20 protein-coding genes are annotated in these 19,740 nt (G+C 59.9%); 10 read left to right on the top strand and 10 right to left on the bottom strand.

Annotated elements, in window-relative coordinates:
* Positions 1 to 8 precede the first annotated feature (8 nt).
* Both I6L41_RS11915 and I6L41_RS11910 read right to left on the bottom strand, forming a co-directional pair.
* Positions 9 to 1,223 carry a methyl-accepting chemotaxis protein gene (locus I6L41_RS11915; protein ID WP_216959045.1) on the bottom strand — a complete coding sequence of 405 codons (1,215 nt, stop codon included), beginning with the start codon at positions 1,221 to 1,223 and terminating at the stop codon, positions 9 to 11.
* A 252-nt stretch (positions 1,224 to 1,475) separates the two neighbouring features.
* The gene (locus I6L41_RS11910) at positions 1,476 to 2,564 is read right to left on the bottom strand and encodes a ketoacyl-ACP synthase III (RefSeq protein ID WP_042080660.1); all 1,089 of its coding nucleotides are present in this window, start codon (positions 2,562 to 2,564) and stop codon (positions 1,476 to 1,478) included.
* A gap of 225 nt (positions 2,565 to 2,789) precedes the next feature.
* Between I6L41_RS11910 and I6L41_RS11905 the strand changes: the two genes are divergently transcribed.
* The 3 genes from I6L41_RS11905 (at position 2,790) to I6L41_RS11895 (ending at position 6,424) form a co-directional block, all read left to right on the top strand.
* Positions 2,790 to 3,731: a LysR family transcriptional regulator gene (locus tag I6L41_RS11905; RefSeq protein WP_216959042.1), complete on the top strand. Its 942-nt coding sequence runs from the start codon at positions 2,790 to 2,792 to the stop codon at positions 3,729 to 3,731.
* A 127-nt stretch (positions 3,732 to 3,858) separates the two neighbouring features.
* Positions 3,859 to 4,467: a LysE family translocator gene (locus tag I6L41_RS11900; protein WP_159143109.1), complete on the top strand. Its 609-nt coding sequence runs from the start codon at positions 3,859 to 3,861 to the stop codon at positions 4,465 to 4,467.
* 97 nt (positions 4,468 to 4,564) lie between these two features.
* Positions 4,565 to 6,424: a U32 family peptidase gene (locus I6L41_RS11895; protein WP_216959039.1), complete on the top strand. Its 1,860-nt coding sequence runs from the start codon at positions 4,565 to 4,567 to the stop codon at positions 6,422 to 6,424.
* Between the two features lie 66 nt (positions 6,425 to 6,490).
* Here the strand turns inward: I6L41_RS11895 and I6L41_RS11890 are convergent, their stop codons facing one another.
* Positions 6,491 to 6,964: a methylated-DNA--[protein]-cysteine S-methyltransferase gene (locus tag I6L41_RS11890; RefSeq protein ID WP_216959036.1), complete on the bottom strand. Its 474-nt coding sequence runs from the start codon at positions 6,962 to 6,964 to the stop codon at positions 6,491 to 6,493.
* Positions 6,965 to 6,975: 11 nt separating this feature from the next.
* The gene (locus I6L41_RS11885; RefSeq protein WP_216963947.1) at positions 6,976 to 8,505 is read right to left on the bottom strand and encodes a DNA-3-methyladenine glycosylase 2; all 1,530 of its coding nucleotides are present in this window, start codon (positions 8,503 to 8,505) and stop codon (positions 6,976 to 6,978) included.
* Between the two features lie 411 nt (positions 8,506 to 8,916).
* Between I6L41_RS11885 and I6L41_RS11880 the strand changes: the two genes are divergently transcribed.
* The 6 genes from I6L41_RS11880 (at position 8,917) to I6L41_RS11855 (ending at position 12,782) form a co-directional block, all read left to right on the top strand.
* Complete coding sequence (locus I6L41_RS11880) at positions 8,917 to 9,306, top strand: type IV pilin protein (RefSeq protein WP_167570433.1); 390 nt, start codon at positions 8,917 to 8,919, stop codon at positions 9,304 to 9,306.
* Between the two features lies 1 nt (position 9,307).
* Positions 9,308 to 9,727 (top strand): GspH/FimT family pseudopilin, encoded by a 420-nt coding sequence (locus I6L41_RS11875; RefSeq protein WP_100646643.1) that lies wholly within the window; start codon positions 9,308 to 9,310, stop codon positions 9,725 to 9,727.
* Positions 9,724 to 10,116: a prepilin-type N-terminal cleavage/methylation domain-containing protein gene (locus I6L41_RS11870; RefSeq protein WP_005358533.1), complete on the top strand. Its 393-nt coding sequence runs from the start codon at positions 9,724 to 9,726 to the stop codon at positions 10,114 to 10,116. The genes I6L41_RS11875 and I6L41_RS11870 overlap by 4 nt, the downstream gene beginning before the upstream one ends.
* Positions 10,110 to 10,670 (top strand): PilW family protein, encoded by a 561-nt coding sequence (locus I6L41_RS11865; protein WP_005338746.1) that lies wholly within the window; start codon positions 10,110 to 10,112, stop codon positions 10,668 to 10,670. Before I6L41_RS11870 ends, I6L41_RS11865 begins: the two co-directional genes overlap by 7 nt.
* Complete coding sequence (locus tag I6L41_RS11860; protein ID WP_216959033.1) at positions 10,667 to 12,286, top strand: hypothetical protein; 1,620 nt, start codon at positions 10,667 to 10,669, stop codon at positions 12,284 to 12,286. The genes I6L41_RS11865 and I6L41_RS11860 overlap by 4 nt, the downstream gene beginning before the upstream one ends.
* Positions 12,287 to 12,380: 94 nt before the next feature.
* On the top strand, positions 12,381 to 12,782 hold the full coding sequence (locus I6L41_RS11855; protein ID WP_216959029.1) for a VOC family protein: 402 nt from the start codon (positions 12,381 to 12,383) through the stop codon (positions 12,780 to 12,782).
* A 101-nt stretch (positions 12,783 to 12,883) separates the two neighbouring features.
* Here I6L41_RS11855 and I6L41_RS11850 read toward each other — a convergent pair whose 3' ends face one another.
* The 4 genes from I6L41_RS11850 to I6L41_RS11835 form a co-directional block, all read right to left on the bottom strand.
* Entirely contained in the window at positions 12,884 to 14,362 is a 1,479-nt protein-coding gene (locus I6L41_RS11850; protein WP_216959026.1) for a carboxypeptidase M32, read from the bottom strand.
* A 138-nt stretch (positions 14,363 to 14,500) separates the two neighbouring features.
* Positions 14,501 to 15,082 (bottom strand): DNA endonuclease SmrA, encoded by a 582-nt coding sequence (smrA, locus tag I6L41_RS11845; protein ID WP_005338734.1) that lies wholly within the window; start codon positions 15,080 to 15,082, stop codon positions 14,501 to 14,503.
* A gap of 189 nt (positions 15,083 to 15,271) precedes the next feature.
* On the bottom strand, positions 15,272 to 15,451 hold the full coding sequence (locus tag I6L41_RS11840) for a DUF3149 domain-containing protein (protein ID WP_005338733.1): 180 nt from the start codon (positions 15,449 to 15,451) through the stop codon (positions 15,272 to 15,274).
* 121 nt (positions 15,452 to 15,572) lie between these two features.
* On the bottom strand, positions 15,573 to 16,475 hold the full coding sequence (locus I6L41_RS11835) for a TraB/GumN family protein (protein WP_216959023.1): 903 nt from the start codon (positions 16,473 to 16,475) through the stop codon (positions 15,573 to 15,575).
* Positions 16,476 to 16,563: 88 nt separating this feature from the next.
* Between I6L41_RS11835 and I6L41_RS11830 the strand changes: the two genes are divergently transcribed.
* On the top strand, positions 16,564 to 16,896 hold the full coding sequence (locus I6L41_RS11830) for a DUF1904 family protein (RefSeq protein ID WP_216959020.1): 333 nt from the start codon (positions 16,564 to 16,566) through the stop codon (positions 16,894 to 16,896).
* Positions 16,897 to 16,987: 91 nt separating this feature from the next.
* Here I6L41_RS11830 and I6L41_RS11825 read toward each other — a convergent pair whose 3' ends face one another.
* On the bottom strand, positions 16,988 to 17,815 hold the full coding sequence (locus I6L41_RS11825) for an SDR family oxidoreductase (RefSeq protein WP_120414913.1): 828 nt from the start codon (positions 17,813 to 17,815) through the stop codon (positions 16,988 to 16,990).
* Positions 17,816 to 17,956: 141 nt separating this feature from the next.
* Complete coding sequence (locus I6L41_RS11820) at positions 17,957 to 19,405, bottom strand: OprD family outer membrane porin (protein ID WP_005338723.1); 1,449 nt, start codon at positions 19,403 to 19,405, stop codon at positions 17,957 to 17,959.
* Positions 19,406 to 19,740 lie beyond the last annotated feature (335 nt).

The following is a 19,740-nucleotide window of genomic DNA, read 5'->3' as shown; positions in this document are numbered from 1 at the left end:
TCTCTCTCCTAGAAAAATGTGATGTCGGCGCTGCTTGGTTGCGCGTTGACAGAACGGGTGGTGCGACCATGGTGAATATTGCGCTGTTCGTCGGTGGCGTATGAGAGCTCCATCTCTGCCAGCCAGCGATTGGCATCAATCTGGATTGGCCCTGTCGCATTGCTGCTCTGCTCCGAAGCAACCAGATGGCTTGAGAGGCTCTCCATGTTTTGTCTGACGTGGCTGAGGATCTGGCTGACCCTGTCTTGAAATTGCAGCGAGACTATGACGCTGAAGATTTCGCGATGGATATTGGTGCTCTCGTTTTGCAGCAGGGAGGCGGATTCCGCCAGGCTGTCAGTGGCATGGCGAAAACGGGCCAGTACCTGTTCAATTGTCTGCTCCGAATTGAGCGCTGAGGCGTGATCCCGTGCGGCAGCATTTTCGGCAATCTGGAAGGCGCGACCGATAGCAGTATTGATGGTGTCTACCTTGTCGGTCATCTTCTGGGCGGTTTCGCTGGAGAGGCGGGAGAGGTTGCGCACTTCATCAGCGACCACAGCAAAGCCACGGCCTGCTTCCCCTGCACGAGCCGCTTCAATGGCGGCGTTGAGGGCCAGCAGGTTGGTCTGGGAGGCTATTTTGGCCACATCCATGGCCATGGTGTTGAGCTCTATGGTGTAGGTGGTCAGGCTTTTTATCTCACCCAACATGGCGTCCCGATTGGCTTGGGCGGAGTGCAGGATGGCCACTACCTCATTGAGCTGCTGCTGGCTCTCGCTCAAGACTCCTGCCATGCCACGGGAATTGGCATCACCCAGTTCTCCAGCTGCCAGATGAGAAGCATTGACTGCTTCCTCCAGCTTGTTGGCCAAGCCGCTGAAGCGTTGGGTCAGGTCAATCATCGCGGCTTCGGTTTGTTGACGAGAGCTTTCAATTTGCTGGGACCAGATAGGTAGAGCCTTCTCGCACACCTGTTCCAGCCCGACGATGGAGTGGGCAATGGCATCCGTGGCGGCGGGTTCTATCTGTTCGGCCCGGCTTCGTTGCAAGTGTTGATGGAAGTGATTCGATGTCCAGAGGGCGGCGGCAATGGCAACCAGCACATTGAGCAGCAGGTAGAGAGGTGACAGCGCATCGGCGAGCTGCAGCAACAGGCAGCTCAGCAGAGCAAGCCCGATGCAGCAAATCCAGCAAACCGGTTCCCAAAGCGGTGTGTTCACGCCACTTTTGTGTTGTGCCATACGTAGCTTATCCCTGTGCAATTATTTGGTAAGAGGTAAAGGCGCAGGACCGAAACAGTCATGGTGCCCCTTGACGCTCTTTTCTTTATTTATAGTTGGCACAATAAGGTTAGCGGAAAAAAATTAATTGGCTGCAAATCGGAGTTGTTTGTATCAGCGATTGCCGTATCAAGCGGCTTGCGAGGTGGGGGCAGAGCTAGGTGGGGATGAAAAGGAGAGAAGGAGCCTGAGGATTCAGGCTCCTGATGAGGATCACGCCTCGTTGGCGTGGGCCTTCTGGCAACCTTCCACCGCATGGGCGATGAGCTCCAGCGCGCTCTGGTCGCACGGGGGCAGTTCGGCATCGCACGCCTTGATGGGGGTAACTCGATCGCCCCACTTGATGATGGCTGCCCCCCAAGTCAGGCCGGCACCGAAAGCGGCAGTCAGCAGATAGGAATTCGGCTTGACGCGCCCCTGCTCCAGCGCTTCGCACAGGGCGATAGGTACGGTAGCGGCGGAGGTGTTGCCGTAGTTTTCGATGTTGACCATCACCTTCTCCATCGGCGCATTCATCCGTTTGGCGAGGGTCTCGATGATGCGGATATTGGCCTGGTGCGGCACGATCAGGTCGACCTGCTCCGGCGCAATACCGGCCTGCGCCAGCACAGTGCTGGTGGCCTCACCCATGCCGCGCACAGCACGTTTGAAGATCTCCGGCCCTTCGAAGTTGAAGGTGAACAGGCCATCGATATCGGCAAAACGCACCCGGTCGGTACCGAAGTTTGGTACGTGCAGGATCTCACGCGCTTCGCTGTCGCAACCCAGCTTGTTGGCGATCAGGCCACACTCCTGCTCGCTTGCCTCTATCACCACGGCACCGGCACCATCGCCAAACAGTACGGCGGTATCGCGGCGTGCCCAGTCCAGCAGGTAGGTGAGGCGCTCGGCGCCAATCACCAGCACCTTCTTCATCATGCCAGTCTGCACCAGCGAGGTAGCGACGGAGAGGGAGTAGACGAAACCGGTGCAGGCCGCGTTGAGGTCAAACACGGCGGCGTTGACGGCGCCCAGCTTCTTTTGCACCGCAGAGGCGGCACTTGGCAGCAGGTTGTCCGGGGTGGCGGTGGCCAGGATGATGCCATCGAGATCGCTGGCTTCCAGACCGGCGCAGGCCAGTGCGCGGCGACCGGCCAGGGTGGCGAGATCCGAGGTGCTGACATGGGAGATCCGGCGGGCCTTGATGCCGGTGCGCGGATAGATCCACTCGTCTGATGTATCCATGATGGTGCTGAGGTCGTCGTTGGTCAGCACGGAGGGAGGCAGGCATTTGCCCCAGCCGGTGATATTGGCGTATTTCATCTTGTTACCGCTTCTCAAGTGGATCGCCCGCGGGCGGAAAATCGTGCAATTATGCCGTACGAGACAACCACTGTCATCTTGTGGTCATGGTTATGTGCAGGGGGCTCAGCTGTGCCATCTGGTCGCAAAGGGCTGCAACGCGCGGAACATGGCTGGAAATTTTGCTTAAAACGCGGGACTCATCTGCCCTAAGATAGGCGTTTCACCACCGATGAGGGTATCTCCTTGCTCAGAGCCAATCTCAACTTGTTGCCGACCCTCAAGGTGCTGCTGGAGACCCGCAATATCAGCCGCGCCGCCGAGCTGTTGCACCTGAGTCAGCCCTCCATCAGCAAGCAGCTTGCCCAGTTGCGCAGCGAGTTTGATGACGAGTTGCTGGTGCGGGAGGGGCAACGCTGGCTGCTGACGCCACGGGCCGAACTGTTGGCCGCCCAGCTGGCGGATTCTCTCGGTGCGCTGGAGCGGCTCTACGAGGCGCCCGGATTTGACCCGAGCCGCTGCGAGCGGGTATTTCGGCTCGCCTCCTCCGATTATGTGGCCCAGCATATCCTGCCCGATATCTGTGCCGCGCTCGCCAAAGAGGCGCCGTTGGCGGCGCTGGAGTACAGCCTGTGGGACAAGCGTCAGCTGCCGCAGTTGTGGCAGTCCGAGCTGGATCTGGTCTCCACCATCACCGAGCAGGTACCGGATCAGATCCGTGGTCTGCATCAGGGGGAAGATCGGCTGGCGGCGTTGATGGGACGTCACCACCCGCTGGCGGGCAAGGCGCTGAGTCTCGATGACTATCTCGCCTGGCCTCACCTGCAGGTGAGCGGGGGAGGCGACAAGGACAGCCCGGTGGAGCAGGTGTTGGCGCCGCAGGGACTGAGTCGGCGCTGGTTTGCCAGAGTTCCCTTCTTTCAGGCGGCAGTGGAGGTGTTGCTGCGCACCGATTGCCTGATGACCACCCCGGCCCATATCGCCTGGCAGCTCTCCTGTGGCCATGAGCTCACCTTTGTCGATCTGCCCTTTGCTACCCGCGACCAGCAGTATCATCTGCTGTGGCATCAGCGCCACCATCAGGATCCAGCCCACCGCTGGTTTCGCGAGCTGGCCTACCCCTTCCTGCGGGATCATCTGCAACGCACCGTTGGCGAGAGTCGCAAGCTGCTCGATCTCGGCGGTTAGCCCCGGTCAGTTGTGTGGCGTTATAGCCATGGGTTATGGAATCTATTCATAACTTTCACTACTGGCATAATGGCTCAGCCCGTACCCTGAGTGCAGGTCATCATATCGAGCACAAAAGAGGAAAAGCATGGAACTGACGAGTTGGCTGGCACTGGCCGCAATCTGCGTGATGGGGGCCATCAGCCCGGGGCCGAGTCTGGCGCTGATCATCCGCAACACGGTGCAGGGCGGGCAGGGGCATGGCGTCGCTACTGCGCTTGGCCACGGCCTCGGGGTGGGTATCTATGCACTGGTCACCGCGCTTGGCCTCTCCATTCTGATCACCCAGACTCCGCTCCTGTTTGATCTGATCCGCTACGGCGGCGCCGCATTTCTTGCCTGGCTCGGGGTGAAAGCCCTGCTGGCAAAACCAGCCAGTGGTGACGCGAGTGAAGAAGTTCACCAGCTGCGTGGTCGGCAAGGGGCCTTTGAAGGTTTTATGGTGGCCTTCCTTAACCCCCAGCTGGCGGTCTTCTTCATCGCCCTGTTCAGCCAGTTTGTGCGGGCCGATACCGGCTGGAGCGAAGGGGGCATCATGATGCTCACCGCTGGCGGGATCGATGCAGTCTGGTACGTGCTGGTGGCGCTGGTGCTCTCTCGTGGTCCCGTACTGGCGTGGCTCAAAGCCAAATCCTTTGTGATCGATAAGGTGAGTGGCTTGGTGCTGCTCGGGTTGGCGCTCAAGGTGGTTATCTAATCCTGTATTTCGCAGATACCTTAAGCGGGATCAAGGCACGGGGGTGGTGAATGGGCTAGAGTAGCGGCCATTTGCTGTCCGCCCTGATCCCGAGACCATGCACCAGAACAAGCACCCGTTAAGCCATAACAACCGGTTGGAGCTGCTGGCTCCGGCCAAGAACCTCGCCTACGGCATCGAAGCCATCAACCATGGTGCCGATGCCGTCTACATGGGCGGTCCGGCCTTTGGCGCCCGCAGTGCGGCGGGCAACTCCCTCGAAGATATCGAAGCGCTGGCGCGCCACGCCCACCGTTTCGGCGCCCAAGTCTTTGTCGCCTTTAACACCCTGCTGCACGATCATGAGCTGGAGCAGGCCCGGCGGCTGACCCACCAAATATATGAAGCAGGAGCAGATGCGCTCATCGTCCAGGATATGGGGCTGCTGGCGCTCGATCTGCCACCCATCGCGCTTCATGCCAGTACCCAGACCGACAACCGCACGCCGGAGAAGGTGAAGTTTCTGCAGGATGTGGGCTTCTCTCAGGTGGTGCTGGCGCGCGAACTGTCCCTTGCGCAGATCCGCGAGATCAGCGCGGCGACCAATGTGCAGCTGGAGTTCTTTATCCACGGCGCGCTCTGTGTCTCCTACAGCGGCCAGTGCAATATCAGCCATGCCCGTACCGGCCGCAGCGCCAACCGTGGCGAGTGTGCCCAGCTCTGCCGTCTGCCCTGCTCGCTGCAAAAGCCGGACGGTGAAGTGCTGGTGGCCGACAGCCACCTGCTGTCGCTCAAGGATATGGATCAGACCGACAACCTGGAGGCCTTGATCGAGGCGGGGATCCGCTCCTTCAAGATTGAAGGGCGACTCAAGGGGCTCGACTACGTCAAAAACGTTACCGCCTGGTATCGCCAGAAGCTGGACGCCATTCTGGATAGTCGCTCCGATCTGGTGGCGGCCTCTGCTGGCCGTTGCAGCTACAGCTTCACGCCTGACCCCAAAAAGAGCTTCAACCGCGGCAGCACCGATTACTTCCTCCATGGTCGCCAGCAGGGGATCGACTCCACCAAAAGCCCGAAATATGTGGGTGAACCGCTGGGGCGTGTCACCAAGGTGACCCGTGACGGTATCGAGATTGATGGCAAACAGGTCACCCTCAACAACGGCGACGGTTTGGGCTTCTTCAAGCCGAATAACGAGCTGGTGGGTATGCGCCTCAACAAGGTCGAAGGTAAGCAGTTACTCCTGTCAGAACGCATGCCAGGGCTAAAGGTGGGGACAGAAATCTACCGCAACCACGATCAGGCGTTCAGCAAGATGCTGGAGAAGGCGAGCGCGGATCGCCGCATCCGGGTCGATATGGTGCTGGCTGAGTGCGATGAGGGTGTGATCCTCACGCTCACCGACGAGCAGGGCATCAGCGTTGCGGTGACCCTGCCTTGCGACAAGCAGCCTGCCGACAACCCGGAGCGGGCGCTGCAACAGGCGCGGGATCAGCTTGGCAAACTCGGCAATACCCTGTTTGTGGCGCGCAAGATTGAGTTGGCATTCACTCACCCGCTATTTATCGCCGCATCACAGCTCAACGGTTTGCGCCGGGATGGTATCGCTGCACTGGAGGCCGCACGCGTGGCCAGCTACCAGCGCCCCGAGCGACGCATTGCCCTGCGGGATATCAACTATCCCCAGCACCGTCTCTCCTACCTTGGCAATGTGCTGAACAGCGCGGCCGAGCAGTTCTTCCGCGAACACGGGGTGGATCGGATTGCTCCCGCCTATGAGGCGAACAAGGAGGAGCGGGAAGTGGTGCTGATGATCACCAAGCATTGCATCCGCTATAGCCAGAACCTCTGCCCGAACGAGGTGCCAGGTCTCAAGGCCGAGCCGCTGGAACTCAAAATGGGTAAAGACACCTTCCGCCTGCGTTTTGACTGTAACCGCTGCGAAATGCATGTGATGGGCAGCCTGAAACGCTGATCAATGAGCCCCTTTCTCCATCCGGAAAGGGGCAATTTTTATCGCAGGTTCTCTGCCTACCCTCCTTTAATTGCCCCTCTCCAGCGCCAGCAGCGTTTTTTTAATCTCCAATCCCCCCGCATAGCCGGTCAGGCTGCCGTTTTGGCCGATCACCCGATGGCAGGGGACGATGATCGAGAGCGGATTGCGGCCATTCGCCGCGCCCACTGCCCGCACCGCATCGGGTTTGCCGATGGTGCGAGCGATATCGCTGTAGCTGCGGGTCTCGCCGTAGGGGATGTCGCACAGCGCTTGCCACACCGCCTGCTGAAAAGCTGTGCCACGGGCGGCAAGGGGCAGGGAGAAGCGCTGCAAGCGACCGGCAAAATAGGCGTCAAATTCGGCGAGGAAGGGGGCCAGCGCTGCGGGGTCTTGCAGCCAGCCGCTCATATCGAGCAGCGCCCGCAGGCCCGCCACAAAGTCCACGTGCACCAAGCCATACTCGTTGATGGCAACCAGCAGATTGCCGCAGCGGGTCGGCAGGATATCGTAGCGGATCATGGGGTTATCTCCTATGGTTGGTTATCTGGCTGTTGTTCGTTGCCGGTGGCATGGAGCAGCAAATTGGGCGCTTCACTCATGGCGTGCCACAGCCAGCTGGCCGCATAGCTGCGCCACGGCTGCCATGCTGCGCTTTGCGCCAACACCTCTTTTACCGGCAGCTTGGTGCCGCCGCCGAGTGCCTTTTGCAGCACCAGATCGGAAGCGGGGAAGGCATCGGTATCCAGCCCGCAGCGCAGCCGCCAGTACGAGACCGTCCAGGGGCCTATACCCGGTAGCGCCAGCAACTGCTCGTCACTGGCCGTAGTGAGGGTCAGCTCACCGCTGGCCAGTGCTTGTGCCACTCCCCGCAGAGTGCGAATGCGGCTGCTGGGCATGCCGATACCGTCGAGATCGAGTTCGCACAGCTGGGCGGGGGTCGGCAATTGCGTTACCCCGAATTGTGCCTCGGTGCGTGCCACCAGTCGCCCGAGTATGGTAATTGCTCCCTTGACCGAGACCTGCTGGCCGACGATGGCGCGCAGCATCACCTCGTATTCGTCCCAGCCTCCCGGCAGCCGTACGCCGGGCCAGCGCGCCTGCAAGCGGGCGAGCAGCGGATCCTGACCGAGCAGATCGCCGATCCGCTGCATATCGGCATCGAGATCCCACATCCGGCGCACCCGATAGAGCAGATCGGGCAGTGCTGCGAGCGGCAGATCATGGACGGTGAGCTGCAGGCTGTGCCCCTTGCCCTGCGCGATACGCACTAGCGCGACCTGATCGCCGACCCGGTAGCGCCGCTCATACACCTCACCATCTACCTGCTCCAGCCCGGGGATCGCCCGCAGCCGGTAGAACGCCAGCATGGCCGCCACGTCATACGGAGGGCGGTAGGGCAGTTGCAGCGTCAGGGTTGCGCCGCGCAGCTGCGCGCTCATGTGCTCTGGCGCGTCAGCGTGCTGCTCCTGCTGGCGCAGGGTGCGTGGGGCCAGCCCGTAGGCGTTGAGCCAGGCGTCATTGAAGCGGCGGATGCTGGCAAAGCCAGCGGCAAACGCGATGTCGGTAATGGGCAGCCCGGTTTCGGTCAGCAGCCGTTTCGCGAGCAGCAGGCGGCGCGTCTGCTCCACCTGTTTTGGCGAGGCGCCGAGGTGCTGCTCGAACTGGCGGCGCAGGGTGCGTTCGCTGATCCCGGCCTCTTCGGCCAATTCAGCGAGCGTGCCGTCAGCCAGCTCGCCGCGATCGATGCGCGCCAGCAGACGTGCCAGTTCAACCGGCAGATCGCCACGGGCGGCGGGGGCCAGCTCTGGGCGGCAACGCAGGCAGGGTCGCAGCCCATACTGCTCGGCGGCCGCGGCGCTTTGGAAGTAGCGCACATTGTGCTCGTGGGGTGGCCGTGCCGGGCAGACTGGCCGGCAGTAGATGCCGGTCGAGAGCACGCCGGTAAAGAAGCGGCCATCAAAGCGAGCGTCGCGGGCGAGCCGTGCGGCGTGACACTGCTCGCGGCTGAGGGTGTTGATCACCTCATCCGGTGACGACTCAGGGCTTGGCTTTGCATTCATGGTGTTGGCGGCTTTGCTGGAATAGATGGCAAGAGAGTAAGGGGGCTCGGGGGCCATGACTAGCCAGAAACGGACAGAGATAGCAAAAATTGGCCAAAGGTTATTTTGCTCTTTCATTGCACGGCCGGGTTTCACTCTTCGTCACGCTGTTTTTCATGTATCGCGGCTCGACAGAAGGGGGCATAACGGACGGGTCGGAGGCACGATTGGCCTAGCTTTATTTGCTTAGCGAGATTAGTGGCGGCGAAAACTGCTTAAAAATTAATAACAGATCACATAACTAACTTTTTTACGTTGAGTGTGGCGATTTTGTGTTGTTCAATCGAGTCAGTTAATTTTTGATGATTATTAAGTCATCACATCTGCGGCCTTAGGCCGACCAATAACAACAACACTTGCCAAGGATGATAAGTGAACGACTGTAAGGCATGGCTCCATTGCCGGGGCTTTAGTCTGATCGAGTTGTTGATCGCCATGACGGTTGTCAGCATTCTCGCGGCCATCGCGTTGCCAGCGTATCAGGGTTATCTGCAACAGGGACGTCGTTACGAAGCGCAGCAGCAATTGCTGGAGCAGGCGCTCGCCCTCGAACGTATCTATACCCAACAGGGCCGTTATCCAGACACGTTTGCTACCCCTTCCAACACGGATTTCTACCAGTTCAGCTACAGCCAGCAAGATGCTGGCGACTACCTGCTCAAAGCCATTCCAACGACGCGACAACAGGATGAGTGCGGCACACTGACCCTCGATCAGACCGGTTATCGCGCGGCCAATCGCCATGACTGCTGGGGATCATAAGATGAATGTGCGCGGATTTACTCTGATTGAGTTGATGATCACGGTCGGCATCGCCGCCATCTTGCTATTGGTCGGGTTGCCCTCCATGAGTCAGCGCCTCGCGGCCGAACGGCTCGATCGTAGTGCGACCGAACTCGCTTCAGCCTACCGCTTTGCCCGCAGCGAAGCGGTCAAGCTGACCCTGCCGGTGGTACTGCAGGGCACCGAGAACGGTGGCTGGGAGGTGATGGCTGACAGCAAGTTGCTGCGTAAGGCGGCAGCACCTGCTGGCGGAGTGGTGATCAAGCCGTTTGACCCCATCCAGATCGCGCCAACCGGCAGCAGCAGCCACGCCGAGATCATTCTGGCCAATCGCCTCGGTGAGCAGCGGGTGCTCTGCGTGGCCCCGAGCGGCCAGCTGCTGCAAGGGAGCTGCTCATGAGACACGCCGCACTTGCCCGCCAGCAGGGCTTCAATCTGGTGGAGATCATGGTCTCCATGGTGTTGGCGGTGATGGTGTTTCTCGGTCTCGCCAAGGGGCAGGTAGTCTCGTTGCAGCAGGCGCATTACAGCTTGCAGAGCACGCTGGCTACGATCGAGGCGAGCAACAGCGTGGAGCAGATCTGGAGCTCGCTGTGTGAAGTGCAGCGCAAGCCCGAGCGGTTCACCCAGGCCGATTTTCTTGCCCGCTTCACCCTGCAGGATGGCCACCGGCTGGTGCTGCCGAACCGTTATAGCGACAACTTTGTGGTCGCTATCGAGTGGCAGGATGAGCGGGTCTCCGGCGCCAAGCGGGTGGAGCTGAACGCAGGATTTCCGCCTTTATGCTGAGCGTCCCCTCACGGCAACGAGGCGTCAGTCTCGTCGAGCTGATGATCTCCATGGTGCTCGGTCTGATGTTGATGCTGGCGATTTTTGCCGGTTACGCCCCGATCAAGAGCACGGTCGAACAGAGCAAGGCGCTGGAGCAGGCGAACGAAGTGCTGCGCTTTGCCACCCTCACCTTTACCAACAGCATCAAGCAGGCGGATCAACTGATAGCCGTGACCCCTGATCGCCTGACGCTGGCCTTCAAGGTAGAGGGGGGCAGTCAGGTGCTCTCCTGCCTTGGCAACCAGAAAACCGCCGATTTTACCGAGCAGTACCGCTTCACGCCGCCGGTACTCAGTTGCGATGACGGGGATGGCCCGCGCCTGTTGTTGGCCCATCTTCAGGATCTTGAATTCGGCCAGCAGGGGGCGCTGGTCAATATCCGCATCTTGCCCGAAGGGCTGCCCAGCTATCTGGCGCCGGGAGTCGAGGTGCAGGTGGCCCGCCGCAAGGCGGTCTGGGCGGCAGCGTTGGCCACATCCGGTGCCAACGCCACAGCAGGGGGAGCGGGATGAACAAGGGATTGCAGGGGCAGCGGGGAGCCGTACTGCTGGTGGTGTTGGTGGTGAGCCTGCTGTCGAGTCTGCTGGTGTTTACCAGCATTCAGGAGAACCAGTTGCAGACTCGTCTGAGCGGCAATTTTCACAAGAAGATCAATGCGCAGCTCAGTGCCGAGCAGGGGATGAACGAGAGTTATCGAGCCCTGCATCAGGCCCTTGGCGCCGAACCGCGCATCGAGTGGGCTCAACTGGTGCAGAAGGTGCCTGGCAAGGGGGAAGGAGCCATGGCGGGCAGCCGCTTCAGCATCGAGCAGCTTGATGCCTCCGCCGGCAGCAAGCTGGAGTTGCAGAGCCATGGCCGCTATCTGGAGGGCAATGCCAGCCTCAACGCCCTGTTTGCCCTCAAGCGCGAACCCGGCAATCTCATCTTTCAGGATTCGGTGGTGGCGTGTGAAGGGTTGAGCCTCTCCGGTAGCGGTTTTATCGACAGCTATGACTCGCGCAAGGGCAAATATGGCGGCACCAACATTAACCAGAATGCCAAGGTGGCGACCGTCAGTGACAAGGCCAATGTAGTGCTCGACGGCAATTCGCCAATTTGGGGCGATGTACGGGCGACCGGCTCCGTGACCCTGAACGGATCTTCTCCCATCTCCGGCAACGTGAATGCCGGGAGCGACGTCATTATCTCCCCCTCTTCGGACAAGATTGTCCGGGTCTCCGGCAATGTGAAAGGGGGCGGCAGTTTGACCCTGAAAGGGGGGCGCATCGGTGGTCAGGTGGCGGTCAATGGCAATGTCTCCATGGACTGGGGTACCAGCATCGACAGCGGCAAACTCAGTTATGGTGGTGCTGGTTTTTTTAAAGATCAGGAGAATCAGAAATATCTGGATCCCGAGTACCGCAACGATCCCAGGTTGCCACCGGTGGCCGGGCAGGTGTGTGACCCGCTCAATGTGACCGCGCTGCCGAACTCTCCCAAGCTGGCCAATCTGCCGCTGAATGGCCCGTTGACGCTGGGCGCCACCCAGCAGATGGTGCTGACCACGGATCCTGCCACTGGCTCGGTCACCAGCAGCAATCAGCACAAGCCCGGGCTGCCGCTACCCGGCAAGGGGGAGCTGTTTGGCAAGGAGCAGACAGTTTACAAGCTCGACAGCCTCAATATGGGGGCCGATGCCAGTCTCACCATCAAGGGGGATGTGGTGCTGCTGATCGACAAGGATTTCACCATGACTGGCAGCAACAAGTTGACGGTGAGCGAGGGGAGCAGTCTGACCCTGATCGTCAGCGGCAAGGTTGATCTCGGGGCTGGTGCCGAGGTGACGGCAGCCAAGCAGGGGCTGACCGCTGGCGGTACGCCCGCTATCTCCATCTATTCCGCGTATAGCGGCAAGGATGGGATCAAGCTGTCGGGCAATACCCCGCTCTATGCCGCCCTCTATGCCCCGCTGACCGAGATGAAGATCAGCGGAAGTGGCGGTTTGTACGGGGCGGTGCGGGCAAAACACTTGACCGAGAGCGGTGCGGGCGGGGTGCACTATGACGAGGCGCTGGGCATGGCAGATCTGGGGGACGACCAGGGGCCGCCTCCGACGCTGGCACTGCGGCAGTGGCACTTTGTGCAGTGAGGCTGGTGAGCCGCTAAAAAGGATCGAATGGGGCACGCAACTGTGAGAAGGTGGAGATCTGTCCACCCAGCAGTTCACTATTGAGGAGTGCTCCATGCCAGGCCCCGCTCGCGCCGGTGCCCTGATCTATGCCAAGGATCCGGGCCTGCTGACCCACTTTTATCGTACATTGCTGCAGATGGTGGTCTGTAGTCAGGATGAGCAGCTGGTAGTGCTGGAAAACAGCGATATCCAGCTGCTGATCCACGCCATTCCTGAGCCTTATGTCGGGCAAGTTGTTATCAAGCGGCCGCCAGCACTGCGGGAAGAGGGGGCCATCAAGCTGTTCTTCACCGTCCCCAGCCTTGCCTGGGCGGAAGCGAAGGCGGCGGATCTCGGCGGTGGCCTGCTGCCACAGCAGTGGAATGGGCCCGGCTTTGTGGTGCGCAATGCCTTCGACCCTGAGGGCAATATCCTGCAACTGCGCGAGTTGCTGGGTTCCCCGGACCCCCTCTGAACCCTCTCTTTTTACAGCATGGTGGTGGCGTGCTGTGCCATGCACCGCCATAAAAACGGGGCCTGTCATGGCCCCGTCTTGTTTTACCCGTGTAGCACGCATCACTTCAGATAACGCTGTTCCAGATGCTGGCGCAGCCAGTGCGGGTTGAGCGCTTCACCGGTGGCACGGCGCACCAGCTCGTCGGTGCTGTGCAGGCTCCCCTGTGACCAGATGTTGCGTCCGAGCCAGCCGAAGATCTCCGGCAGGCGGCCCGCCGCGATCACCTCACCCATGCTGCCCAGCTCTTTCTCGAGGGCAAAGCGCAGCTGGGCGGCATACATGGCGCCCAGGGTGTAGCTCGGGAAGTAACCGAACGAGCCGTCGGTCCAGTGAATATCCTGCATGCAGCCATTGCGGTAGTTGCCCTTGGTGGAGAGCCCCAGCCACTGCTGCATCTTGGTGTCCCACAGCTCGGGGATATCGGCCACCTCGATCTTCCCTTCCACCAGATCGCGCTCCAGCTCGTAGCGCAGGATAACGTGGGCCGGATAAGTCACCTCGTCTGCATCGACCCGGATAAAGCCCGGCTCGACCCTGCTGTAGAGCTTGGCCAGATTGTCCGGCGCAAACGCCGCCTGCTCGCCGAAGTGGTGACGAATGCGTGGTGCCAGCAGCGCGAGGAAGGCCGGATGATGCCCCAGCTGCATCTCGCAAAACAGGCTCTGACTCTCGTGGATCGCCATGGAGCGCGCTTCGGCCACCGGCTGACCCAGCAGATGGCGCGGCAGCCCCTGCTCGTAACGGGCGTGACCGGTCTCGTGCACTATGCCCATCAGGCTGGAGACAAACTCCTGCTCGTTATAGCGGGTGGTGATCCGCACGTCGGTTGGCACGCCGCCACAGAAGGGGTGACTGCTCACATCGAGGCGGCCGTGGGCGAAATCAAAGCCGAGCAGTCCCATCACCTCCTGACCGAGCGCTTGCTGGGTGGGGATGGGGAAGGGGCCTTGCGGCAGCAGCAGGGCATCGCCCTTCTGCTGTTCACTCACGGTCTGGATAAGAGCCGGCAGCCAGCTGGCGAGATCGCCGAAGATCTGATCGAGCCGTGCGCTGGTCATGCCCGGCTCATAGAGCGCCAGCATGGCGTCGTAGGGGCGCACGCCAAGGGCATCGGCCCGCAGTTGCGCCACTTCACGGGAGAGTTTCACCACCTCCTCGAGATTGGGGGCAAAACCGGCCCAGTCGTTGTTCTTGCGCTGGCTGCGCCAGGCGTGCTCGCACTTGCTGCCAGCGAGCGATAGCGCTTCGACCAGCTCACCGGGCAGCAGGCTGGCATCTTGCCACTGGCGCTTGATCTCGCCGAGGTTGGCACGTTGCACTTCATCGAGCGGTTCGCTCTCGGCCCTGGCAATCCAGTCACCCAGCTCGGGGGCGGTACGCTTCTGGTGGATCAGCAGACCGAGTTCGGCCATCGCTTCGGCGCGAGCATCGTTGCCCCCCTCCGGCATCATGGCCGCCTGATCCCAGCCGCAGATGGCGGCGAGGTGGCTAAAGCGGTGGATCTGTTGCTGATGTTGTTCAAGCTTTTGATATGACATGGGATTGTCCTTATTATCGTCCCTGATGGTATGCCGCCCCGTACCTGGCATGCTCGGGGCCGTTCGATGCTAACACCGCCGCTGTATAGTTGACCACCTTCACGCAGGCGGGCCAAAGGCGTGGGGGCGAAACGCGGATTAGCCGAGCCGCTTCTGGTGCCGTTCGCGGTTTTCCGCTTTTTTGCGTTCGCTTTTGCGCAGCAGCACATAGAGCGCGCCGCTGCCGCCGTGGCGACGCTCTGCGCTGTGGATCGCCATGACGGCGGGCAGTTGCGGCAACCAGGCGCTCACATAGCTTTTCAGCAGGGCGCGTGGGGTGCTGCGCTCCCCCTTGCCGTGCAGAATAAGCAGGCAGCGGATATCCCGGACTTCACAATCCGCAATGAACTGCACCAGCGTCTGGCGCGCTTCGTTGAGGGTTTTCTGGTGCAAGTCCAGGCTGGCCTGCAGCTCGTATTTGCCGAGCCGCAGCTTCTTGTAGACCCCCTCCTGCACCCCATCGCGTTTGAAGCCGACGATTTCGTGCGGATCGCGCATCTCGATGGCCTCCATGGTGAGGTGGTCGAGGGCGAGTTGTTCGGCAGTGGCAGCCTGGCGGCGAGCGAGCTGCGCCTCGGTCGGGGCGGATTTGGCCGCATGGGGATGGATGTTGTCGCTGCGAATGGGCCGCACGTCGGCCACTTCATTCATGAATAGCGAGAGTTCGTCGTTATGAGACACGGCAGGCTCCCCATAAGAAAAAGTGGGGGTCATTATAACGGTCGCAACTGGCACAGAAAACGGGGAAAGGGGGGAGGGGGATAAGGGAGGCCCAGCATGGATACCAGTGCAGCTTGGCCCGGGAATCACAGTCGCGAACCATAAAGCAGCACAGGCGGTCAGTGTGAACTGCCGCCTGTGGTCAGAGGATTATTTGCCCTCTTTGGGTTGTTGAGAATGGGGTTGCTGTGAATGAGGCGGTTGCGAGTGCATCACCTTGTAGATGAAGTAGGCCGCGTAAGAGCTGATGAGCAAGAAGGTGCCGATAATCACCAGCATCGACATCAATCCCACGCTGTTGCCAAACATCAGGTCCAGCCAAAAATCCATTTTATTGCTCCTGTCACCCGGTTGATGACAGGTATGATAAATACCTCTTTGTCCCGTCCGAGATGATCCCGATCAACTCCCTTGCAGGTTGTTTAATAACCAGCGCGATCTGTGATCGTTCTCACTGGACTCCTTGCGACCGAGCCTGCACAGGGCCCGGTGTGGTGAGCGGGGTAATGCGCCACCCCTGCTGCTCCAGCAACGCCAGCAACCCCTGTTCGCCGTAAAGGTGCATGGCGCCTACCACGATAAAGCTCTCGTTGGGCAGGGTGGACCATTTTTTCAGCCAGTTATGGTTGCGCTCGGCCAGTAGGGTCTGCTCCATCCAGCTCTGTAGCGCGGGCGGGGCCATCTCCTCCTTGAGCAGATTGATCAGCGTCGCCTCATCTCCCTGCTGCCACGCCTTCATCACGGCGGCGAAACCACTCTCCAGCATCGGTAGCTCATCCAGGGTGCTGGCGAGCATCAGGGTCTGGTTGTCACCCACGCTGGCCAGATAACCGAGCTGCTCCAGCAGGGTTTCAAAACCCACTACCGGTTTGCCCTCTTTGGCGGCCCGGACGGCAAAGTGCTGGTCTATCCCGAGTTCACTCTTGAAGTCGGAGCGGGCCATGGCGGCCTGGGTCAGGGTAATGGCGGCAAACCAGGGGCGCAGGGTGGCGAGGGTCGCCTCGTCGATGCCATAGCGGGCGCCCGCCATCAGGGTGCGTTGATAGAGCTCGGCAGGCAGATGATCCTTGAGCGGTTTGCCATCCACCAGTCGGGTGAGGGAGCCTGTCTGTTGCCACTGATCCGGCGTGATGCTGTTCATGTCCACCTCCATCACCAGTGCGCGACTCTGCAGCCAGGCACGCTCCACCGGCTCGGGCAGAGGATAGAGGGAAGGTTTGCCCGCATGGATGGAGCCCAGCAGCCAGTGTTGCTGGTTGCCCTTGCTCACCCGATAGAACGCGGGATCGGCAAAGGCGTGCAGTGGTAGCAGCAGGCAGAGCAGGAAGGCAAAGAGGGTGCGATGAAATCTCATGGGGATCCTTAATGTGCGCCGGGTGACTTCTCTTGCTGACAATAACTCCTATGATAAGTCCTCATTTCAGATAACCAAGAGGTTTGCCATGCCCCATCTTCGTTTTCGCGCCGTGGCGCTCGATACCCTGCAACAGGTGAGCGGCCCGCTGCTGGCCGAGCTTTGCGAGCTGACCGGCGGCAAGCCGGAGTTAGTCACCATGGAGCGGGTGGAGAGTTGCTGGATCCGCAACGGCGAGCCAGAGACGGGATTTCCGTTTGTCGAGTTGCACTGGTTCGAGCGGCCACAAGAGATGCAGGACGCCGCCGCGCGCCTTATCACGCGCCATTTGAAACGGGTGCTGGGGGAGCAGATCTATGTGGTGGTGCAGGTGATCCCTTTGGTCAAGAGTGCCTACTACAGCAATGGCGAGCACCATTGAAAAGAGGGACAAACAAGGTTGGCGGATTGGATTACGCCGCTATACAGCTAACTCAAACTGGGCGGCAGGATGCTTGTCGCCAATCACGGGATCAGGCCGATTTGGCCAGCAGTTTATCGAGCCAGCGAGTGGGCAATACCCGTCGCAAGAAGGCAAACAGCCGGGTTGGCGTGGTCACCGGATAGCGTGCCTGGGGATGGGCGTGGGTCAGCGCATGGAGCAGCGGCGGGATGCAGGCTTCGCTCGGGAGGGTAAAGCCGCTGGTGGCCCCCTCTTTTTCCAGCCGCGTCAGGGTTTGGCGGTAGGCCGACTGATGACGGCTCTGGGCCGGATCGATGTGCCGCAAGAAGGCGCTGCGGGCATTGGCACGAAAACGGGTATCGATGGGGCCCGGTTCAATTAGGCTGATATGTACCCCGCTACCCGCCAGTTCGAGGCGCAGAGTGTCGCTATAACCTTCCAGCGCAAATTTGCTGGCGTTGTAGGCGCCGCGATACTTCATGGCAACCAGTCCCAGAACCGAGCTGTTCTGCACTATCCGCCCCTCTTTGGCTTCCAGCATCGGCGGCAGCACCTGACGGATCAGATGGTGCCAGCCAAACAGGTTGGTATTGAATTGTTCCCTGAGCGCCTCGGTGGGCAGATCTTCCAGCGCCCCGGGTTGGCCATAAGCGCCATTGTTGAACAGGCCATAGAGGCGCCCGCCTGCCAGATGGAGCGCCGCACTGGCCCCCAGTTCGATGGAAGCAGGGTCCGCCAGATCCAGCTGAACTGCCAGCAATCCCTGTTGCTGCAAACGGGCCACATCTTCCGCCTTGCGCGCCGAGGCGATCACGGTAAAACCGTGCTGCCCGAGCGCCTGTGCGGCGGCGAGGCCAATACCGCTGGAACAACCGGTGATCAGAACAAAACGGGGCATGATGGCGTCCTTGTGACTGCTGACAAAAGCGTGCGGGCTGGTTAGCGGATAAAACCCTTATCCGGTTCGCATGTTAGCCTGCCAACCGGTAAAAAGAAAACCGGGCCAAGTGGCCCGGTTTGCTGACATCGTATTGCCTGATTACATGAAGGTAAGCGGCATGATGATGTGGAACTTGACGTCGTGCTCGGAGGCGAAGATGTTGGGGTAATCGGTCCAACCGCCGCCCTGGCTGATGTCGTTGTTGTAGTCGGTGTAGTGCAGTTTGAACAGGGTGCCTTTCAGCTTGCCATCCTGCACGGTATAGGTGACATCGAAGTTGGCAGCCCATTCGGTATCTTCACCGTTGGCTGCTTTCTTGCCTTGACCGGTTTCGATATCCCAACCGTAAGCACCGGATACACCGACGGACCAGCCAGGCGCACCAACCAGGTCATCCAGAGAACGGGTCACGCCGAAGAACAGCGCTTTCTCGTTGTTGGCGTTCCAGTCAGAGCGGGAGTCCCACCAAATTTCGTTGGCACCCTGAGAGTTGGCGTAGCCACGGGTCAGACGGGGCAGGTAGTTGCCTTCCGCACCTTCAGCCTTGGTCCACAGACCTTCCAGACGGAAGCCGTACGGGCCCATGCCCCAGGCGGCTGTCAGAGCTTGTTGCCATGCCAGACCGTCATAAGTCTCGATCTGGGAAGCGCCCTTGGTGTAGGTCTCGGTCTCGGAACCGTAGAACTGGTAGCTGGTGGAGAGGCCGCCCAGTACGTCAAACTTGTGAGCCAGTTTGAAGTGGTAGCTGTCCATGTAGCCTTCGGACTGACCGAAAGAACCGGTCACAGCAGTGCCATTTTCGAAGGTGTAACGGGCTGCAATACCGTGGATGTAGTCGATGACGTTTTCATCAGCGAACGGATCCATCCACGCTTTGGCACGGGAGAAGACCTGAGTCTCTTTGTACCAGGGGGCCTTGTACTCGTCAGCGATGGCGTAGGTCAGGTAGAGGCCACCGAAGTTACCTTCAACTTGACCACCACGATAGGTACCCGGCTGATAAGACCAGTTAACACCGATTTGGCCAGGGACATACAGCTGGGTATAACCACCCTTGGCAGTGATGCCGCCGTCCAGGAATTTCAGCTTCATCGCTGCGTTGGAGAGGCTGAAACCACCTTCAGGGGAGCCATCTTTGGCGTTGTTGCCCCAAGAACGGCCAGCGAAGGAGAATTCGTTTTCTTGGTTGACCGGGTGATTTTCGGTAACGGCCAGGTCATAGGCACCGAAGCCGCCCAGATCCAGACCTACGGTGTCCCAGGCATACCCGGAGTTGAAGTTAAGAGCGGCTTGAACGGTGGAATGGCTCAGGTTGGACTGGTATTTGCCTTCTTTCTTGGCTGCAGTCGGGTCACCATCGATGCGCTGACGATCACGCTGGAAGTAGAACAGACCGCCGGTCAGTTTGGAGTCTTTAACGAAGGTTTCATAGGACTGGCCGTATTCCGGGCTCATCATATCCTGAGCTGCCAACGCCATACCGGGGGCGACCAGAGCGGCTACCACAGCGGCACTCAAAGCGGCGCGCTTGAAGATCACTTTTTCCATTTTTATTGCTCCTGATTTTATGGACTTAGCTTTTTTTTCCGGCAGTTGGCATCGGGCCTACCGCTCGGTATTGGCATTGCAATCAAAACCCCGAAGGGCAAAAAATCTTGTCTTGGCTACCTGCAAACCCGGATGTCTTGGCACATCTGTAGTTGGCAGTCCTGATCATCACATGTTGTTTTTTTATGTTCCGATTCTTGGCTATCGGACAACCCCAAGAGTACGTTCGCGGTGCGAAATATCAATGAAAAGTTCCCTCAACGTTTCAAAAGTATGACCGAGTGCAAATAATCATGGGCAAGGTCGTAAACAGCCTCATGGCAGGTATCACGGTG

Source organism: Aeromonas sp. FDAARGOS 1411 (genome assembly GCF_019047125.1).
Taxonomy (GTDB): domain Bacteria; phylum Pseudomonadota; class Gammaproteobacteria; order Enterobacterales; family Aeromonadaceae; genus Aeromonas; species Aeromonas veronii.
The sequence above is the reverse complement of the archived record's forward strand: the minus strand, read 5'-3'. Positions and strand labels throughout refer to the sequence as shown.